The organism is Streptomyces huasconensis, from assembly GCF_021028635.1.
Classification (GTDB): Bacteria; Actinomycetota; Actinomycetes; order Streptomycetales; family Streptomycetaceae; genus Streptomyces; species Streptomyces huasconensis.
This window is the reverse complement of record NZ_CP086119.1, coordinates 6526875-6546536: the sequence shown is the minus strand read 5'-3', so window position 1 is coordinate 6546536 and position 19662 is coordinate 6526875. Positions and strand designations below refer to the sequence as shown.

The window sequence follows — 19662 nt, the reverse complement described above, 5'->3', positions numbered from 1 at the left end:
TGGGGCGGCGATGGTCAAGCTGCGTACGCCAGTTCCACCATCCGGTCGATCACGCGGTCCGCGGCGCTGCCGTCGTCCAGGTCGCAGAAGAGCGAGCGGAAGCGCGTGTAGCGGGGCCAGTACTGCCGGGCCGTGCCGTCGACGTTCCGCACGGCGCGCAGGAGTTCGTCGGGGGTCGACACGATCGGGCCCGGGGCCGCCGCCTCGAAGTCGAAGTAGAAGCCGCGGAGTTTCTCGCGGTACTTCTCCATGTCGTACGTGAAGAAGAACATCGGGCGGCCGGTGATGGCGAAGTCGAACATCAGCGACGAGTAGTCCGTGATGAGCATGTCCGAGATGACGAACAGGTCGGCGATGTCCGGGTACTTGGAGACGTCGAAGACGAAGCCGTCGCCCGCGCCCGGCACGTCGTCGACGACGTTGGGGTGCTTGCGGACCAGCAGGACGTGGTCGTGGCCCAGGGTGGCGCGGGCCCGCTCCAGGTCGATCCTGAGGTCCAGCTTGTAGCGGCCGGGGCTGTAGAACTGGTCGTCGCGCCAGGTGGGCGCGTAGAGCACGACGCGTTTGCCCGGCGGCAGGCCCAGCTTGCGGCGGACCTCGTGGGCGACCTGCGGGGCGCGCTCGCAGAACAGGATGTCGTTGCGCGGGTAGCCGGTCTCGAGGACCTCGCCCTCGTACTGGAAGGCGCGGCGCAGGATCGGCGTGCTGAAGGTGTTCGGCGAGACGAGGAAGCTCCAGTTGGGGACCTCGGTCGCCATCTTCTCCAGGTAGCGCTTGTCGGAGAACTGCACGTTCTCGATGTCGTGGCCGATCCGCTTGAGCGGGGTGCCGTGCCAGGTCTGCACGATGACCTGGCCGTCCCTGCGCTCCACCCACTCGGGCAGGTGGGTGTTGGAGACGATGTAGCGGCTGCGGGCGAGGGCCTCGTACCACTCGCGGGTCCACATCGTCACCGGGCGTGCGGTGGGCGGGACCTCAACCTGGTCGTCGCGGACCACCCAGAGGTGGTCCAGGCGCCCGTCGTCGCCCTGGCGGCGCAGCAGCGCCTCGTGGACGGCGCGCGGATTGCCGGAGAACTGGCGGCCGGTGAAGCTGTTGTAGAGCACGGCGTCGCGCAGCGGCTTGCGGCGCGCGGCCGGGTAGAAGTCCCCCTGGAGCCCGCGCTGGTGGTACGTGCTGCGCTCGTCCTGGGCGACCCGGGAGGGGGCGACGAGGATCAGCTGGTTGAAGCGGGCCGTCTCCGCGGTGTATCCGCTGTCGCCGTACGCGAGCGGCAGCCGGGCGTGCACGGGGCGGTCCACGCGTACCGCGCAGTCGTCGCCCGCGCCCTCGCCCGCGCGGAAGAGGACGTCCCAGGCGCCGGGGCGCAGCGGCACGGTGCCGGCCAGCGAAGTGATCGCCGCCGGGGTGATGTCGACGCGGAAGCGGTCCTCCTCGACCGTGACGGGGAAGGTCCACTCCTCCTTCTGGCCGCGGTGGTGCAGCACGATGCGGCCGCCGCGGCGCAGCCGTCCGGGGAGGGTGCCCTCGATGCGCAGCCGGCCGTCGGCGTCCCAGCACACATGGCGGGCGACGGGGAACACGGCCGTCTCGTAGAGCACGAGGTCGCCGTGGGTGTTCTGGTGGACGACGAGATGGCGGTCGTCGGAGGTGAGGCCCGGCCAGTCGGGGTCGGGGGCCAGGTGGTGGCCCTCGGCGAGTCGGGGGTCGACCATCATGCGGCGGCGCTTGCCCCGCACGATCAGCTCGGTGCGCCAGCCGTTGCTGGCGGGGGTGTTGAGCATCCGCTGGAAACCGTGGCGGCCGGGGACGCCGAATTCCCTGAGATCGCGCGCGGGGATGCGGGCCCAGCGGGCGCCGGGTCCCTCACCCCCGCCGATCTTGGTGAGGGGGTACTCGCGGTACGTGCCGAGGGCGAGGTGCTGGATGCGCAGGGAGCAGCGGGCGCCGGTGCGCTCGCGCAGGTCGACGCGGAGTTCCAGGTGGTCGCCGCGGAGCCGGTGGCCCGTGACGAGGGCGCGGACGGGTTCGACGCGCAGCACCAGGCCGCCGCGGAACTGGGGTATGAGGCGGGTCTTGTCGTCGGGGCAGTAGTACGGCGGGTGGGTGCCGGTGCCGCGGGTGCCCTTGGTCAGCTTGGCCAGGCGGAACGTGCCGCCGCTGAGTACGCCGATGCGCAGGCCCCAGGTGCCGCGGCGCAGGGTGCCGCGGTGGCGCAGGCGGTCGGGGTCGATCTCGAACTCGAAGCCGGCCCAGTCGTAGCAGTGGTGGGCCTGCCGGGAGCGGACGGTGGCCTCGGGCTCGTGGAAGGTGCGGACCTTCACCGGCAGGATGCGCCGGGTGCCGGCCTCGCGCAGGGCGGCCACCTTCAGCGCGCCGAGGCGGGAGGCGGCGTCCACGTGCCGGATATAGGCGTAGCCCCGCACGCGCAGCCTGCCGTCCAGCCAGCGGGTGTCGGTGACCACGGCGTGGGCGGACAGCGCCTCGTCGCAGCGCAGCACGGACTTGGGCACGCGCCGCCCGGAGAGCTCGGGGGTGTAGTCGAGGCGGGCCCCGCGCAGGCGGCGGCGGATGGCGGGCTTCTCGCCGCTCCGCTCCTTGGCGAGCAGGGCGAGGAGTTCGTCGAGGTCGCCGGTGCGCACCAGGTGCCATTTGAGCCGCAGTTCGGCGGGGAGCGCGGTGAGGACGGCCTCGTCGACCCGGTCGAGGTAGTCCTTGGTGAGGTCGCGGAAGCGGGTGCGGAACTCGTCGTCCGCGTCCAGGAGAACCTTCATGAAGGGCGGGAAATCCGACTTCAGGGTCCGCAGGTCGTACTCGTGTTTGTTGCGGCGGCCCTGCTCCCCGGGCTGGAGCGCGAGCATCCGGCTCACTCCGTCGCAGGCCGCGACGCGGTCGACGAGGCCCTTGACCTCGGTGCGGCGCTGGGTGATGGAGGGGGCCGCGGAGCCTTCGCGCTGGCGCCAGTAGTAGACGGGGCGCTCGATGACGTCGACGGCCTCGGCGAGGTGGTGGGCCGGGAGGGTCACCGGGGTGTCCTCGTACAGCACGCCCACGGGGTAGGCGAACCGGTGCCGGTCCCAGAAGGCGCGGCGGAACACCTTGTTCCAGGCGGTGCGGTCGAAGATGAGGTCGGGCGTCTCGGTGATGTGCGTGCGGACGCGGCGCTTGGCGAGCGGGCGGTGCAGCGGGGACTGGCGGGTGCCGGTGCTGTTCAGGAGGTGGACGTTGCCCGCGACGAAGTCGGAGCCGCTCTCCTCCAGTGAGCGGATCATGACGCTGTACGCGTAGTCGGGCAGGACGTCGTCGCTGTCGACGAACGTGATGAATTCCGCGTCGGGGTGTGCGTGCCGGGTGCCGGTGTTCCGGGCGTGGCCGAGGCCGCCGTTCTTCTGCTGGACGAGTCGGAAACGCCGGTCGCGCAGGGCGAATTCACGGGCGATGTCGGCGCAGCCGTCCGGCGATTCATCGTCGACCATGACGACCTCGAAGTCGCGGAACGTCTGTTCCGCGAGCGACTGGAGGCACTCGTACAGATACTGTTCCACGCCGTAGAACGGCACGATGATGCTGAGTCTCGGCGGTCTCGTCGGCATATCAGATTCCCTTTTCCAGTCCGCTGCCGGCGGGTGCGGAGATACTCCGGTCACGCATTCTGCGGTGGCGCCCCTTGACGGGAACTCCGGTGAGCCGCGCGGCCGCGGGGTGCTCGTCGAATTTCTCCATGACGCGGCTGAAGTCCCGCGTGGAGAGCCAGAACTTGTACATGATGGCCAGCTCGAAGGCGGCGAGCAGAAGGCCCGCGACGAGGGTGACCGGCAGGATCTGCCCGATGAGCGGCGCGACGATGAAGACGGCCATCTGGAATTCGATGCCGCTGACCAGATGCGGGCGGATGCGGTGCTCGACGAGGGCTCTGCGCACCCGGGCGTACCAGGGGAAGCGCCCGCGGAACCGGGCGTGCAGGTCGATGACGGGGACCTCGCTCGGCCGCCGCTGTTCGTCGGGGTCCAGGTCCGGGTCCTCGCGCAACAGGTCCTCCAGGAAGACCACCGGGGTCACAGCCTGGCCGGTGGCGGCGGCAGCTTGGCGCTCGGCGGCGAGGGTCTCGATGCTGCGCCGCATCGACATGCGCATCTTGTAGATCTGCAGCGCGTCGACGTAGCGGAGCATGTCGAGGAAGACGACGGCGAGCGCCGCACCGAGGTACCACGCGTTTCCGGTGCGCAGGTACTGGCCGCCCATCAGCGCGACGGCGCAGCACAGCACGCGGACACGGTCGAAGACGTAGTCGAGCCAGCCGCCGAATACGGTGCCGTTGCCCTTGAGCCGGGCGAGCTTTCCGTCGACGCAGTCGAGGATGAAACTGACGTGGTAGAGCAGGGCTCCGATGGCGAGGGGTGTGCGGTCGCCGCGTACGAAGAATCCGGCCGCTGCGAGTCCGAGCAAGAGCGCGGACCAGGTCACGCCGTTCGGTGTGACGCGTTTGAAGCGGGCGAGTACGCAGAGCAGACGAGTGGCCACGGGGTCCACCAGAAGGACCGTCCACCACGCGTCGCGCTTCTTGCACGTCTGCCGTTGGACAGCCTTCAGCGAAAGCCTTCCCATATCTCCTCAGTCAGTAGCCGGACGCCCCATCTAATCAGCGCCGCCGGAGCGCCAGTTGCGCGCATTGGTCCCGGACTTTCGGGACTTCCGGCCCGGCGGAAGGGACTTTTTGTTTGAACAATGCCCTGGCCCGGACCGTCAAATGAGAAGGGCGTCGCGCGGCGCACTCCGGAAAGGATGATCATGGCAAGACATTCCCGCGGTCACCGGCGCGGGTCGAAGCCGGGACGCAGGTTCCGCAGCGTCGTGTGCTGGACCCTCGCCGCACTGCTCGTCGTCGGCGGCGGTCTGGGCTACTGGGCGTACCGGCATCTGATGGGCAATCTCAGCACCATCGACATCAGTGCCGCCCTCGGTGGCGACCGGCCCGCCGACCGGGACGACGGCACCCAGGACATCCTCGTCCTCGGCTCCGACTCGCGGTCCGGCGCCAACTCGGGCCTGGCGGGCGGCGACACGGGCGGCACGGCCCGCTCCGACACGGCGATGGTGGTGCATCTGCCCGCGGGCGGGGCGAAGGCGACCGCGGTGAGCATTCCGCGGGACACGCTCGTGACGCGGCCGCGGTGCACCACGTCCGGCGGCAAGGAGCTGCCGGAGGCGGGGCGCGTGATGTTCAACTCCGTGTACACCAGCGGCGGTCCGGCCTGTGTCGTGAAGACGGTCGAGGCCATGACCGGCATCCGCATGGACCACTACGTCGAGATCGACTTCGCCGGTCTCAAGAAGCTGGTGGACGCGCTCGGTGGGGTGACGGTCACCACGGACAGGGCGATCGACGACAGGGACAGCGGTCTGCAGCTGGCGGCGGGCACGCACCGGCTCGACGGCACGCAAGCGCTGGCGTTCGTCCGCACCCGGCACGGCGTCGGGGACGGCAGCGACCTCGGACGCATCGGGCTCCAGCAGAAGTTCCTGCTGGCGGCGCTCGCGGAGATCAAGCACCAGGAGACCCTGAGTAACCCCGCCAAGCTGTACAAGACCGCCAACGCCGCGACCGAGGCGCTGACCACCGATTCCGGGCTCGGCTCCCTCACCGACCTGGCGGACTTCGCCAAGAGCCTGAACCGGCTCGGCCCGGGCGGCATGGACACGGTCATGCTGCCGGTGGAGTACGACAAACTGGACCCGAACCGAGTGGTCACGGCACACCCGCAGGCCGATGAACTCTGGCGAGCCCTCAAGGCGGACCAGCCTGTCCCCGCGGCGGCGAAGAAGTCCCCGGCACGGGGCGGCGGGGGCGCGTAGGGCTGCGCCGCTCGCCCGGAGGTGGCCGCCGAGGCCCGGCCACCGAGCCGTGGGATGGCCGTGATCCCCGGCCGGGCGACCGGGGGCGGCCGGTGGCCGGGGGCGCGTGAACTCCCGCTGCCCTGACCAGGGCTGGCCGCCGGGGAATCCACCGAACCGGCCCAGGGAAGCCGCAATGCTGAGCCGCCCGGCCAGGGCGCCGCCTCACACTCTCGCCCACGCCTCCAGTGCCAGACCCGGCTCCGCCTTCTGGCGGGTCAGGCGCAGCGTGCCGTCCAGGCCGATCGCCGCCATGACCACCCGGCCGCGCGCGTCCAGCGCCAACGCCGGGGCGCCCAGGCAGGGTTCGCCGGTCTCGGCCCACCACAGGCCCGCTTCCTCGTCCTCGGTGGGGAACGCGGCCAGCTCGGGGCGGCCGGCGGCCGTGCGGTGCGCGAGGACCGTGCAGTCGTGGCCGTCTATGGTCGTGCGCAGCGCCGCGACCGGCCCGGCCCCCGGGGCCCCGCCGAGGGGGATCACGGGGCCGCCGAGGGCGGGACGGCGGGCGAGGATGCCGCTGCCGAGCGCGTCGGCCGCGTAGTACGTGAGGCGGTCGGGGGCGGTCTCCAGGGCGGTGCCGGAGCCGGGGACGGGGGCGAGCGGGATGTCGTCCGCGCGTACGAGTTCGCCGCCCTGCTTCTCCTGGGCCCAGCGCAGGGTCGCCTTGGCGCCGGGCGCGAGGACTTCGATGCGACCGGCGGCCGTGGCGAGGGCGGTGATGCCGTCCAGGGCCTCGCGGACCTTGAAGTCCTTCCAGCCCTCCCACTTGCCGCCCTTGCCCTCACGGCGCATCCGTACGCTGTTCACGGCGTCCCGCACGAAGACGTGCACCGTGCCCGCGGCGTCCACGGCGGCGGCGGGCGCGCCGAGGTGCGGCGCGCGCTCCACGAGCTTGGTGTGCGGGTTGCCGAGCGAACGCCAGTCCATGAGCGGGCGCCCCGTCTGGTACTGGATGGAGTGCACGAGGTCGACGACGGCCTTGCCGTCGGCATCGCGCCGCTCGCGGCGGCCGATGAAGTGGACGTATCCGTCGACGCCCTGCGCCAGCGTGAGGTAGGTCAGGTCGGGCGCCTCGAAGAAGTCGGGGCCCGTCCAGTCGGAGCCGCCGGGCCGCGCCTCCGTCCAGCGCAGCAGGCCGCCGTCGGCACGGGCGTACGCGGTGAGCCGGCCGTCCTTGCCGCGCAGCAGCCAGCGGGCGGTGTCCGGGGCACCGGTGCTGAGGGTCCTCGTCCTCGACGGCATGACTCGGCGGCAGCCCTTTCACGTTCACGTGCGCACAGTGTTCTGCCGATTAGTTTACGTTTGCCGTATGAGAACTCTTGTCGTCGTCGACGCCGCGAACGTCGTGGGGTCCGTGCCCGACGGCTGGTGGCACGACCGCCGCGGGGCCGCCGAGCGGCTGCGGGACCGGCTCGTCGCGTACGCCGATGAGGGCATCGCCGGGCATCCGGGCCCGCTGGACATCGTCCTGGTCGTCGAAGGGGCGGCGCGCGGTGTCGCGTCCGTGCCCGGTGTACGCGTCGACAGCGCGCCCGGCAGCGGCGACGACCGCATCGTGGAGGTGGCCGCCGAGGCGGCGGACCGCCCGTGCGTGGTGGTCACGGCCGACCGGGAACTGCGCCGCAGGGTCGCGGAGTCGGGGGCGCAGTGCGTGGGGCCGCGGGCGGTGCGTCCGTAGCGGGGTGGGCCTCACCGCGTCTCCCCGCCCACCCGCGCGTACACCACCGCCCCCTCCACCCACAGCACCGGCTCGTATCCCGCCGCCAAGGCCCTCCGCAGGGACGGCACCCTGGTGGGGGCGTACGGCTTGCCGCGGGAGTCGTCGATCACCAGGGTCGGCGGGCGGCGCCGCCACTCCTCGCGGAACGTCGGCCAGGCGCCGTCGATCGCGTACTTCTCCCCCACTTGCGGGCCGTTGCGGCCGCCGCTGTAGTTGGTCAGCAGGCCCGCCGTGAGGAAGCGGCTCGCGGGCGGGCGGTCGGCCAGCCAGTACGTCTCCGGGTGTATCCCCCAGAACAGCACCCTCGTGTCGGGCGCGGTGTGCGCCCTGACCGTCTCCGCGAGGCGCGTGGCGTGCGCCAGTTCGGGGCGCGGCGCGGTCAGGCCCCAGGCCAGGAACACCGCGCACGCGCATCCCGACGTGACGAGCGCCCTGACCGTCCGCTCGCGCGGCAGGATCTGGAGCGCCGCCGTGCCCAACAGCGCGAGGGGCGGCATGAGTTGGAGGTAGTAGTGGCCGAAGAAGTGGAAGCCGAGCAGCACGGCGGCCACCGATGAGGCGAGCCAGAGCCACAGCTCCCCCGCCCCGGTGCGGGCGATGCGCAGAACGCGTACGACCGGCGGGGCGAGGCCCGCGCAGGCCGCGGCGAGGATCGCGGCGTTCACCAACCCCCGCCCCAGGACGTGGAGTTCGGAACCGGTGAAGGAGGCGTAGGCGCCCGACCCCGTCACCGTCCAGAAGAGGAAGCCGGAGGGTGAGGTCAGCAGGGCGGCGGCCAGGACGGGCCCGCACAGGCCGGCCGCCAGGCGTGGGGCGCCGCGCCGGGGCGTCCCGCCGCGCCACAGCAGCCAGAGCACCGGCAGGAGCACCGCGCCGCCGGTCTGCTTGGCGAGGAAGGCGCAGGCGACGGCCGCGCCCGCTGCGCCCCACCGGCGGCAGTCCGCGCACCACATGGCGGCTGCCGTGCACGGCAGCATGAACACCTCGAAGGTGGCCGCCTGGGCGTCCTCCGGGTTGAGGCCGATCGAGACCAGGAGGTACAGCACGCCCGCCGTGCGGCCCGCGGTGTCCCCCCAGCGGTGCCGGGCCAGCGAGGCGAGGAGGGCCGCCGTCAGGAGCTGTGCGGCGACCGCGAGGACCTTCAGCGGCAGCAGCGAGGAGTCGCCGAAGAGCGCGAAGGCGCCCGCGTAGAGCCAGGGGACGAGCGGCGGCTTGCGGTCGACCACCGTCTCGTACAGCTCTCCGCCGTCGGCCAATATCCGTGCCTGGACGGCGAGATAGCCCTCGTCGGGGTTCCACAGCGGCAGCCGGAAGGAGGGCAGGCGGGTCACGCACGCCAGGGCGGCGAGCAGGGGGAGCAGGCGACTCCAGTAGCCGGTCCGGGGGCCGGGTGCGTGCTCCTTGCGCGGCCCCGGCACCCGGAGGCCGCGTACGGAGCGTAGTGAGGTGGCGGGCGCGGCGAGCATACGGTGCACGCTATCCGGCCCCGCAGTTCCGATCGGGTCGGGACATACGGGGCCGATGGAAATGCCTGCCGAACGGCGGGTGACTACCGTGCGTCGTCGGCGCCGAGCCGCTTCTCGCGCCGGCCGAGCTGGCTGTGCGAACGCCCGTACGCGAAGTAGACGAGGAAGCCGAGCGCCATCCAGATGCCGAACCGCATCCAGGTCTCGGCGGGCAGGTTCAGCATCAGCCACACCGAGGCCGCCACCGAGAGGATGGGCACCAGGGGCACCATCGGGGTGCGGAAGGCGCGGGGCAGGTCGGGGCGGGTGCGGCGCAGGATGATGACGCTCAGGGCGACGACGACGAAGGCGAAGAGCGTGCCGATGTTCACCAGTTCGGCGAGTTCGTCGAGGCTGGTGAAGCCCGCGAGGATCGCGATGAGCACGCCGAGGAGGATGGTCGGCCGGTGCGGCGTCTTGTACTTCGGGTGGACGTGGGAGAAGAACCGGGGCAGCAGCCCGTCCCTGCTCATCGCGAAGAAGACGCGGGTCTGGCCGAGGAGCAGGATCATGCAGACGGTGGTGAGGCCGACGGCGGCGCCGAAGCTGATGATGCCCGCGTAGGCGGGGTGCCCGGTGGCCTTGAAGGCGTCGGCCAGGGGGGCGTCCACGGAGAGTTCGCTGTAGTGCTGCATGCCGGTGACGACGATGGACACGGCGACGTACAGGACCGTGCAGATGAGGAGGGAGCCGAGGATGCCGCGTGGCATGTCGCGCTGCGGCAGCCGGGTCTCCTCGGCGGCGGTGGCCACGATGTCGAAGCCGATGAAGGCGAAGAAGACGACGGAGGCGGCCGTGAAGATGCCGAGGACGCCGAAGTTGGTGGGCGCGTAGCCGAACATCAGCTGGATCAGCGGCGACTGAATGCTGTCGCCCGGCGGGACCTCCTGGGCCTTGGGGATGAAGGGCTTGTAGTTGTCGGCCTTGATGAAGAAGGCGCCCGCGATGATGACGATCAGGACGACGGCGACCTTGATGGCCACGACGACCGTGGTGACGCGCGCGGAGAGCTTCATGCCGAGGACGAGGATGACGGTGAGGGCGAGGACCAGCGCGAAGGCGAGGATGTCAAAGCCGAAGCCCTCGGCGGCGTCGGGCCCGGTGAGCACTTCCGGCAGATGCCAGCCCGCGTTGTCCATCAGCGAGCGGACGTAGCCGGACCAGCCGACGGCGACCACGGCGGTGCCGAGCGCGAATTCCAGCACCAGGTCCCAGCCGATGATCCAGGCGGGCAGCTCGCCCAGGGAGGCGTAGGAGAAGGTGTACGCCGATCCGGCCACCGGCACGGTCGAGGCGAACTCGGCGTAGCAGAGGGCCGCGAGCGCGCAGACCACGCCCGCGGCGACGAAGGCGAGCGCGGTGGCGGGGCCCGCGGTCTCCTTGGCCACCTTCCCGGTCAGGACGAAGATGCCGGTGCCGATGATGACACCGACGCCGAAGACGGTGAGGTCGAGGGCGGAGAGCGACTTCTTGAGCGCGTGCTCCGGTTCCTCGGTGTCCTGGATGGACTGCTCCACGCTCTTAGTTCGGAACAGGGTGCTTGTCACGGGCGAACCTCCACGCTTGCCTCCACGCTTGTCGTCCCCGACATGATCGAGAGACCGCGTATCCCGCACCGCCCGGCACGGCCCTATTCACGCGAATGGGCCGGTCCCACCACCCGTACAGGGTGCCGGAACCGGCCCATCGGCCGTGTCGGTGGACATCAGTCGCGGGCGGGCTCCACGGACTCCACGGCCGTGGCCGTGTCGCGCTCGAACCTGCCGTCCAGCTTGGCGACCAGACCCGTGACCTGGCGAGCGATGTCCGGCGCGGTCAGCCCGATCTCGGCCATGATCTCCTTGCGGGAGGCGTGGTCGAGGAAGCGCGGCGGGATGCCGAAGTCGCGCAGCGGCACGTCGACGCCCGCGTCGCGCAGGGCCTGGGCGATCGACGAACCGACGCCGCCCGCGCGGGAGTTGTCCTCGACGGTGACGACGACGCGGTGCTTCTCGGCGAGCGGCGCCATGGCCTCGTCGACCGGCTTGACCCAGCGCGGGTCGACGACGGTCGTGGTGATGCCCTGCCTGTCGAGCAGACCCGCGATCTCCAGGCACATGGGCGCGAGCGCGCCGACGGAGACCAGCAGCACGTCGGGCCGGTCGCTGCCCGCCTCGCGCAGCACGTCCATGCCGCCGACGGTGCCGACGGCCTTGACGGCCGGACCGACCGCGCCCTTGGAGTAGCGCACGACGGTCGGCGCGTCGTCGACCTCGACGGCCTCGCGCAGCTGGAGGCGGACCTGGTCGGCGTCGCGCGGGGCGGCGATCCGCACCGTCGGCACGCACTGGAGGATCGACATGTCCCACATGCCGTTGTGCGAGGCGCCGTCGGTGCCGGTGACGCCCGCCCGGTCCAGGACGAAGGTGACGCCGCACTTGTGCAGGGCCACGTCCATCAGGAGCTGGTCGAAGGCGCGGTTGAGGAAGGTGGCGTAGACGGCGAAGACGGGGTGCAGGCCGCCGGTGGCCAGGCCCGCAGCGGAGACCGCCGCGTGCTGCTCGGCGATGCCGACGTCGTACACCCTTTCGGGGAACTCCTTGGCGAACTTCGCCAGGCCGACGGGCTGGAGCATGGCCGCCGTGATGGCGACGATGTCCTCGCGCTCGTGGCCGAGCTTGACCATCTCCTCGCCGAAGACGGACGTCCAGTCCATGCCGCCCGCGGCGACGGGCAGGCCCGTGTCGGGGTGGATCGGGCCGATGCCGTGGAAGTGGTCGGCCTCGTCCTCCTCGGCGGGCTTGTAGCCGCGGCCCTTCTCGGTGAGGCAGTGCACGATGACCGGGCCGCCGAAGCGCTTGGCGCGCTGGAGGGCGGACTCCAGGGCCTCGATGTCGTGGCCGTCGATCGGGCCGACGTACTTCAGGCCGAGGTCCTCGAACATGCCCTGCGGGGCGATGAAGTCCTTCAGGCCCTTCTTGGCGCCGTGCAGCGTTTCGTACAGCGGCCTGCCGACGACCGGGGTGCGCTCCAGGATGTCCTTGCCGCGGGCCAGGAACCGCTCGTAGCCGTCGGTGGTGCGCAGCGTGGCGAGGTGGTTGGCGAGGCCGCCGATGGTGGGGGCGTAGGAACGCTCGTTGTCGTTGACGACGATCACCAGCGGGCGGTCCTTGGCGGCCGCGATGTTGTTCAGCGCCTCCCAGGCCATGCCGCCGGTGAGCGCGCCGTCGCCGATGACGGCGACGACGTGGTCGTCCTTCTTCAGGACCTCGTTGGCCTTGGCGAGGCCGTCGGCCCAGCCGAGGACCGTGGAGGCGTGGCTGTTCTCGATCACGTCGTGGTCGGACTCGGCGCGCGAGGGGTAGCCGGAGATGCCGCCCTTGGCGCGCAGCCTGTCGAAGTCCTGGCGGCCGGTGAGCAGCTTGTGGACGTAGCTCTGGTGGCCCGTGTCGAAGAGGACCTTGTCCTTGGGGGACTCGAAGACGCGGTGCAGGGCGATCGTCAGCTCGACGACGCCGAGGTTGGGGCCGAGGTGGCCGCCGGTCTTGGAGACTGCGTCGACGAGGAAGCCGCGGATCTCGCCCGCCAGCTCGTTCAGCTCCTCGGGGCTGAGCCGGTCCAGATCGCGCGGTCCCGTGATGCGGGTCAGCAGCGGCACCCGTGCCTCCTTGCAGTAGAGCTGAGATGTGCTGTTCGAGCGTTGCCGGGTCTGTCGAGTCTAATGTTCCGCCACCGGGAGCTGCGCCCGGGAGGCGGGTTTACCGGACATGGGAAACCCCGCGCCCCTGAGCAGGGACGCGGGGAGGAGCCCCCGTAAGGGGCGCGGGGAACTGCGCGACCAGCCACAACGGGCCCGCAGCCGGAAAACGCCCGGAAACCGCTACGCGCGCCCCGCCGACTTCTGCGTGCGCCGCGAGACGGAGTCGATGACCACCGCGGCCAGCAGCACCGCCCCCGTGATCATGTACTGGATCTCACTCGCCATGCCGAGCAGGTTCAGCCCCTGCTGGATGGACTGGATCACCAGCATGCCCAGGAGCGCGGACCACACCTTGCCGCGCCCGCCGAAGAGGCTCGTACCGCCGATGACGGCCGCCGCGATCACCATCATCAGGGTGTTGCCGCCGCCCAGGCTCTTCGTCGCGCCGCCGGAGAGGCTCGCGATGAACAGGCCGCCGAAGGCCGCCAGCATGCCGGAGATCGCGAAGACGGTGATCCGGACCCGGTCGACGTTGATGCCGGCGCGGCGGGCCGCCTCCGCGTTGCCGCCGACCGCGAAGACCTGCCGGCCGAAGGTGGTGCGCCGCGCCACGAAGTCCGCGATCACCAGGACGGCCAGGAAGAGCACCAGGGCCAGCGGCAGGCCGCGGGCGCCCGCGGGCTCGTTCAGGACGTACGCCGCGCCGCCCGCGAGGACGGCGACGACGGCCGTGCGCAGCACGATCTCGCTGACCGGGCGCGAGGGCAGCGCGGCGGCCTTGCGGCGCTTGCTGTCGAGCAGCAGGGAGGCGGCGTACGCGAGGATCGCGACGGCCGCGAGACCGTAGGCCGCGGCCTTGTCGGCGAAGAAGTGGCCGGTGAGGTCCTCGACGACACTGCCCTCGGGCGTGTTGATGCTGCCCTCGCCGCCCATCAGCCAGATCTGCAGGCCGCTCCAGCCGAGGAAGCCCGCCAGGGTGACCACGAAGGCGGGCACCCCGATCTTGGCGAAAAACGCTCCGTGGACGGCGCCGATGACGAGGCCGGTGAGGACGGCGAGGACGACCGCGAGCCAGTCGTTGAGGCCGTGGGTGACGCTCAGCACGGCCCACACGGCCGCGCCCATGCCGGCCACCGAGCCGACCGAGAGGTCGATCTCGCCGAGGAGCAGGACGAAGACGATGCCGACGGCCATGATGCCGAGGCCGGAGGTGAAGACCGCGATGTTCGCGAGGCTGCTCGCGTCCAGGAAGTGGTCGTTCTTCAGCTGGAAGACGACCGCGATGACGATCAGGCCGATGACGACGGGCAGCGAGCCCAGCTCGCCGCCGCGCATCTTGCGCTTGAACTCGGTCCAGTAGCCGGCCAGGCCCTCCTCGCGGACGAGGAGGCGCGGGTCGACGGCGGGGACCGGGGCGGCCGGGGCCGGGGTGTCGGAGTCGGTGCTCGTCGGGGTCTTGGCGAGGTCGCTCACTTCGCTCCCTCCTTCGGTGCCGTGGCGGTGCGCGCCCTGCGGCGGGTCACGGCGTTGTCCGTGGCGCCGGTGATCGCGGCGATGATCTCTTCGTTGGTGGTGTCGGCCACGGAGAACGTGCCGTTGTTGCGGCCGAGCCGCAGCACGGCCACGCGGTCCGCGACGGCCTTCACGTCGGCCATGTTGTGGCTGATGAGGATCACGCCGTGGCCGCGCTCGCGCAGCCGCTCCACCAGGTCGAGGACCTGCGCGGTCTGCTCGACGCCGAGGGCGGCGGTGGGCTCGTCGAGGATGACGACCTTGGGGTCGCCGACCAGCGCGCGGGCGATGGCGACGACCTGGCGCTGACCGCCGGAGAGCGCCGCGACCGGGATGCGGACGCTGGGGATGCGGATGGAGAGGGTGTCCAGGAGTTCCCTGGCGCGCTTCTCCATCTTGATCTCGTCGAGGACGGAGGCGCTCTTCAGCTCGCTGCCGAGGAAGAGGTTGGCGACGACGTCGAGGTTGTCGCAGAGCGCGAGGTCCTGGTAGACGGTGGCCACGCCGAGGTTCTGGGCGTCGTGCGGCCGGCCGATGCGGACCGGGCGGCCCTCCCACTCGATGGTGCCGTCGTCGATCGGGTGGACGCCCGAGATCGTCTTGACGAGGGTGGACTTGCCGGCGCCGTTGTCGCCGACCAGGGCGACCACCTCACCGGTGTGGATTTCGAGGTCTACGTCCGTGAGCGCCTGGACGGCGCCGAACCGCTTGGAGACCCCGCGCAACGCCAGCACGGGCGTAGCGGACACGTGAATCATCTCCTTCGCCGCCTGACCGGCGGGGATGGGTGGTGCAGCGAGAGCGGAGCAGCGGCCCGGGGAGCGCTCTCACGAACGCTCCGCGGGACCCGTTTCCTACGAACTGCTTGACTGGGAGCGGGAGTTACTTGATGCCCGCGGTGTCGCACGCCTTCTTGTACTGGGCGGTGCAGATCTCGCTGACCTTGTAGACCTTGTCCTTGATGATCGTGTCGGCGACCTCGTTCTTGGTGATCGCCTGCGCGTCGAACAACTTGGCCGGAATGCCCTTGAAGTCGCCGCTGAGCGAGTCGACCTTGCGGTCGGTGAGGGGCTCGATGGCCTTGCCCTTGAGGAGCGCCACGGCGATCTCGGCGGTGGTCTCGGCCTCCGGCTTGATCTCCTTGTAGATCGTGTAGTCCTGGTCGCCGCTCAGCAGGCGCTGTACGCCCGCGAGTTCGGCGTCCTGGCCGCCGACCGGGACCTTGATGCCGCGCTGCTTGAGGGCGGTGATCACGCCGCCCGCCATGCCGTCGTTGGCGGCATAGACGCCCTGGATGCCGTCCTTGCCGAGCTTGTCGATCGCGGAGGACATCTTCTTGTTCGCCTCGTCGGGCGACCAGTCCGGGATGTCCTGCTCGTACGCGATCTTCTTGACCTTCTTGTCGAGCACCGAGTGGGCGCCCTTCTTGAAGAAGGGGGCGTTCGGGTCGGTCGGCGAGCCGTTGATCATGACGACGTTGGCGTCCTTGGCCTCGGAGCCGAGCGCCTTGACCATGGCCCCGCCCTGGAGGCGGCCGATCTTCTCGTTGTCGTAGGAGACGTAGGCGGCGAGCGGGCCCTCGGCGAGGCGGTCGTACGCCACGACCTTCACACCCTGCTTGTCGGCCTGCTTGATCCACGACTTGGTCGACTTGTAGTCGACCGCGTCCAGGATGATCACCTTGACGCCCTGGGTGACGAGGGCGTCGAACTGCTTCTTCTGGTTCTCGATGTCCTGAGCGGCGTTGTTGTACTTGACCTTGCAGTCCGAGCAGAGCTCCTTGATCTTCGCCTCCATGATGGGGCGGTCGAAGGTCTCGTACCGGGTGGTCTTGTTCTCGGGGAGCAGCAGACCGATGGTCTTGTCGTCGCCGCCGCTGCCCTTGTCGTCGCCGTCGCCGGCCTTGCCGCACGCGGTCATGGCCAGTGCCATCGAAACCGCGGCCGTACCTATGACGACGCGACGCGTCATTGCGTTCATGGTGGGGTGCCTCCCTGACGAGGCCGCGTCGTTGCGGCCGAGGTGGCTCGAAGTCAACTCGGCCGCCACACCAGCGTCAAGGAGTAAATCCTTAACGAGATGACAACGGTGCCATGCGTTATCTAAGTGAAGGCAGGCGCCCCGGCGGGCAGTGTTCCGTCCAAAAGGGTTGAATCACCCATCTCGCTGAGCGCGAGGGCGAGGGCGCCCAGCACCTCGGCCCGTCCGCCGAGCGCCCCCGGGAGTACGGACAGTTGCCGGGCGGCGCTCGGGATGGCGTACCGCCCGACGGACTCCCGGATGGGGCCGAGCACCAGCTCGCCGGCCTCCGCGAGGTCCCCGCCGAGCACGACGCGGGAGGGATTGAGCAGGTTGCAGAGGTTCGCGACGCCGCTGCCGATGTGCCGCCCGACGTCGGCGATCACCCGTCGGCACCCCGGGTCGCCGTCCCGCGCGAGGCCCACCACGCGCTCCATGGTCAGATCCGTGCCGTGGCTGGACTGGAGCAGCGGCAGGACATAGCGGGCGGCGGTGAAGGTCTCCAGGCAGCCGCGGTTGCCGCAGCGGCAGACCGGGCCCGACTCGTCGAGCGTGATGTGGCCGATCTCCCCGGCGGTGCCGCCGGGCCCCCGGTAGATGCGCCCGCTGATCACGAGCCCGGCGCCGACACCGCTCGCCACCTTGATGTACGCGAGGTCCTTGACCCCGCGGCCGCTCCCCCAGACCAGCTCGCCGAGGGCGCCGAGGTTGGCGTCGTTGTCCACGTGCACCGGCACGCCGAGCCGGGCGCCCAGCTCCTCGGCGGGCTTCGTCCCGGTCCAGCCCGGCAGGATCGACGTCGAGCCGAGCGTCCCGGACTCCACGTCGATGGGCCCCGGCACGCCGAGCCCGACGCCCGCGATCTTCGTGGGGTCGACGCCCGTGGCCGCGATCAGCCTGCTGACCAGCTGCTCGGCCCGGTCGAAGCCCTGCGCGGCGGAGGCGTCCACGTCCAGCGGCTCGGCCTCCTCGGCGAGCACCTGGTGGGCGAGGTTGCCGACGGCCACGCGCAGGTGCGTGTGCCCGAAGTCGACGCCGATGACGATGCCCGCGTCCCCGCTGAGCGAGACGCTGCGCGCCCGCCTGCCGCCCGCCGAGGTGGGCGTGACCTCGACGGTCCCGCCGTCCTTCAGCTCCCGCACGATGTTGGAGACCGTCGCCGCCGACAGGCCCGTCGTCCTCGCGATCTCCGCCTGCGTGAGCGACCCGGCGAGGCGTACGGCGCGCACGACCCGCTCCAGATTGGCCCGGTGCAGAGAGGACTGCGACCCCGGAGTCTCCATTGACTCATCCACCTTTTGCCGTCTGACGTACGGCACTGTGGCCGCCCGTACAAGTTGTGAACTCCAAGCTCCGATGTAGGGGTTGGCGCAGTCAAGTCCTTGACGGAAAAACAGTGGATCGGACGCCGGAAGGGCCGGGACCCGGCAGGAGACATTCCGCCTCCCGTCGGGCCCCGGCCCCCGCGGTGTGCGCTCCGCTACTTCACGGACCCCGCCGTCAGCCCCGACACCACATGCCGCTCGATGAAGGCGAACAGCACGATGACCGGGATGATCGCGACCACCGACGCGGCGAAGAGGTAGTTCCACTGCACCGTGTAGTTGCCGATGAAGTTGCTGATACCGACCGTCAGCGGCTGCTTGGCCGGTTCGGTGGTGAGGGTCAGGCCCATCACGAACTCGTTCCACGACGTGATGAAGGTGAAGATCACCGCCGTGACCACGCCCGGCAGCGCGAGCGGCAGCGTCACCTTGATCATCGCGCCGAAGCGGCTGGTGCCGTCCACCATGGCGGCCTCCTCCAGCTCCGGGGGGATGGAGGAGATGTACGCCGTCAGAATCCACACCGCGAAGGCGAGGTTGAACGCCGCGTTGGTGAGGATCAGGGTCCAGACCGAGTTCAACATGTCCAGCTGGTGGAACTCGCGGTAGAGGCCGACCAGCAGCGCCGTCGGCTGGAACATCTGGGTGACCAGGACAAGCAGCAGGAAGAGCTTGCGGCCGCGGTAGCGCATGCGTGCCGTGTAGTACGCCGCGGGGAGCGAGACCAGCAGGACCAGCAGCGTGGCGCCGCCCGCGACCAGCAGGGTGACCTGGAGGTTCTGGCCGAGTTCCGACTCCTTCCATACGTCGATGAAGTTCGCCCACTCCAGATTTCGGGGCAGGTAGGTGCGGTCCCGCAGCTCCTCCTTGGGGCGCAGGGCGGTGACGATCATTTCCAGGTACGGCGCGAGGAAGATCGCCGCGAGGAGCCAGGCGCAGGCCGTGATCACCAGGGTGCGGGGCCGGAAGGTGCGCTTGCGGGCGCGGCCCTTCCGGGGCGCTGGGCCCTTCTCGGGCGCGGGAAGCTTCGCCGTCGTGGCGGCCATCAGTCCTCCTCGTTCCACCGGCTGACCTTCAGGAAGATCAGCACGAGCACCACGACCAGCAGGAAGTTGACGACCGACATGGCCGCGGACTCGCCGATGTCGGTCTCCTTCAGCTTGTACATGAACACCATCGACGTGGAGGTGTCGTAGCCCGGGCCGCCCTGGGTCATGGCCCAGATGATCGGGAAGGAGTTGAAGACGTTGATGAGGTTGATGACGACGCCGACGAGGAAGGCGGACCGCAGCATCGGCAGCGTGATGTGGCGGTACGTCTGCCAGGACCCCGCCCCGTCGATGCGCGAGGCCTCGTAGACCTCCTGCGGGATGGTCTGGAGCCCGGCGAGCAGCGTGTACGTGGTGAAGGGCAGGGAGACGAAGACGGCGACGGCCATCATCCAGGGCCAGGCGGTCTCCGGTCTGCCCAGCCAGTCCTTGGAGCTGTCGATGAGGCCGAGGTCGAGCATCAGGGTGTTGAGGACGCCGGCGGTCTGGTTGAGCATCCACTTGAAGCCGATGGCGGTCATCAGGACGGAGGCGGCCCAGGGGGCGATGAGCGCCCAGCGGGTGACGCGGCGGCCGGGGAACTTCTGGTTGAAGAGCTGGGCGAGGGCCAGGGAGAGCAGCATCGTGACGCTGACGACGACGAGCGTCCACACCACGGTCCAGAGCAGGACCGCCCCGAAGTCGCTCTCCTCGAAGAGCTTCTTGAACTTGTCGGTCCCGGCGCTGCCGCGGACCTTGCCGGCGATGGAGATGTTGAGGAACGAGGTGCGGATCAGCTCGATGACGGGCCAGACGACCACGGCGAGGATCAGCAGGATGACGGGCGCTATCCAGGGCAGCGGGCCGAGCCGGGCGATTCCGCCGCGGCGGCTCACCGGCCGGGGTGCGCGCCCGCTCCGTCCCCGGCCGGAACCGGCCGGGGACGGAGGGGCCTTCAGTGACACAAGGTCTCCTTGCGGAC

14 protein-coding genes are annotated in these 19662 nt (G+C 70.6%); 2 read left to right on the top strand and 12 right to left on the bottom strand.

All coding sequences use genetic code 11. The features are described 5' to 3' along the window. Positions 1 to 14: 14 nt before the first annotated feature. Positions 15 to 3593 carry a bifunctional glycosyltransferase/CDP-glycerol:glycerophosphate glycerophosphotransferase gene (locus J2N69_RS29255; protein ID WP_230903353.1) on the bottom strand — a complete coding sequence of 1193 codons (3579 nt, stop codon included), beginning with the start codon at positions 3591 to 3593 and terminating at the stop codon, positions 15 to 17. Position 3594: 1 nt separating this feature from the next. After that, positions 3595 to 4605, bottom strand: a complete 1011-nt coding sequence (locus tag J2N69_RS29250; protein ID WP_230903352.1) for a CDP-alcohol phosphatidyltransferase family protein — start codon at positions 4603 to 4605, stop codon at positions 3595 to 3597. A 183-nt stretch (positions 4606 to 4788) separates the two neighbouring features. On the opposite strand from J2N69_RS29250, the gene J2N69_RS29245 reads away from it, so the two are divergent. Further along, positions 4789 to 5853 carry an LCP family protein gene (locus tag J2N69_RS29245; protein WP_230903351.1) on the top strand — a complete coding sequence of 355 codons (1065 nt, stop codon included), beginning with the start codon at positions 4789 to 4791 and terminating at the stop codon, positions 5851 to 5853. 204 nt (positions 5854 to 6057) lie between these two features. Here the strand turns inward: J2N69_RS29245 and J2N69_RS29240 are convergent, their stop codons facing one another. Further along, on the bottom strand, positions 6058 to 7134 hold the full coding sequence (locus J2N69_RS29240; protein WP_230903350.1) for a hypothetical protein: 1077 nt from the start codon (positions 7132 to 7134) through the stop codon (positions 6058 to 6060). Positions 7135 to 7201: 67 nt separating this feature from the next. Here J2N69_RS29240 and J2N69_RS29235 point away from each other — a divergent pair, with 67 nt between their 5' ends. Next, entirely contained in the window at positions 7202 to 7570 is a 369-nt protein-coding gene (locus J2N69_RS29235; protein WP_230903349.1) for a PIN domain-containing protein, read from the top strand. An 11-nt stretch (positions 7571 to 7581) separates the two neighbouring features. Here the strand turns inward: J2N69_RS29235 and J2N69_RS29230 are convergent, their stop codons facing one another. The 9 genes from J2N69_RS29230 to J2N69_RS29190 all read right to left on the bottom strand — a co-directional run bounded on the left by J2N69_RS29230 (position 7582) and on the right by J2N69_RS29190 (position 19645). After that, complete coding sequence (locus tag J2N69_RS29230; protein WP_230903348.1) at positions 7582 to 9078, bottom strand: ArnT family glycosyltransferase; 1497 nt, start codon at positions 9076 to 9078, stop codon at positions 7582 to 7584. Positions 9079 to 9161: 83 nt separating this feature from the next. After that, positions 9162 to 10664: an amino acid permease gene (locus J2N69_RS29225; RefSeq protein ID WP_230903347.1), complete on the bottom strand. Its 1503-nt coding sequence runs from the start codon at positions 10662 to 10664 to the stop codon at positions 9162 to 9164. A 158-nt stretch (positions 10665 to 10822) separates the two neighbouring features. Continuing rightward, positions 10823 to 12754: a 1-deoxy-D-xylulose-5-phosphate synthase gene (gene dxs, locus J2N69_RS29220; RefSeq protein WP_230903346.1), complete on the bottom strand. Its 1932-nt coding sequence runs from the start codon at positions 12752 to 12754 to the stop codon at positions 10823 to 10825. Between the two features lie 222 nt (positions 12755 to 12976). After that, positions 12977 to 14269 carry a sugar ABC transporter permease gene (locus J2N69_RS29215; RefSeq protein WP_230903345.1) on the bottom strand — a complete coding sequence of 431 codons (1293 nt, stop codon included), beginning with the start codon at positions 14267 to 14269 and terminating at the stop codon, positions 12977 to 12979. Continuing rightward, on the bottom strand, positions 14266 to 15066 hold the full coding sequence (locus J2N69_RS29210; protein WP_230903344.1) for an ATP-binding cassette domain-containing protein: 801 nt from the start codon (positions 15064 to 15066) through the stop codon (positions 14266 to 14268). The genes J2N69_RS29215 and J2N69_RS29210 overlap by 4 nt, the downstream gene beginning before the upstream one ends. A gap of 124 nt (positions 15067 to 15190) precedes the next feature. Then, the gene (locus J2N69_RS29205) at positions 15191 to 16288 is read right to left on the bottom strand and encodes a sugar ABC transporter substrate-binding protein (protein ID WP_391938881.1); all 1098 of its coding nucleotides are present in this window, start codon (positions 16286 to 16288) and stop codon (positions 15191 to 15193) included. Positions 16289 to 16410: 122 nt separating this feature from the next. Further along, the gene (locus J2N69_RS29200) at positions 16411 to 17610 is read right to left on the bottom strand and encodes an ROK family transcriptional regulator (protein WP_230903343.1); all 1200 of its coding nucleotides are present in this window, start codon (positions 17608 to 17610) and stop codon (positions 16411 to 16413) included. 197 nt (positions 17611 to 17807) lie between these two features. After that, on the bottom strand, positions 17808 to 18698 hold the full coding sequence (locus J2N69_RS29195) for a carbohydrate ABC transporter permease (protein ID WP_230903342.1): 891 nt from the start codon (positions 18696 to 18698) through the stop codon (positions 17808 to 17810). Beyond that, positions 18698 to 19645 (bottom strand): carbohydrate ABC transporter permease, encoded by a 948-nt coding sequence (locus tag J2N69_RS29190; RefSeq protein ID WP_175613666.1) that lies wholly within the window; start codon positions 19643 to 19645, stop codon positions 18698 to 18700. Before J2N69_RS29190 ends, J2N69_RS29195 begins: the two co-directional genes overlap by 1 nt. Between the last annotated feature and the right edge of the window lie 17 nt (positions 19646 to 19662).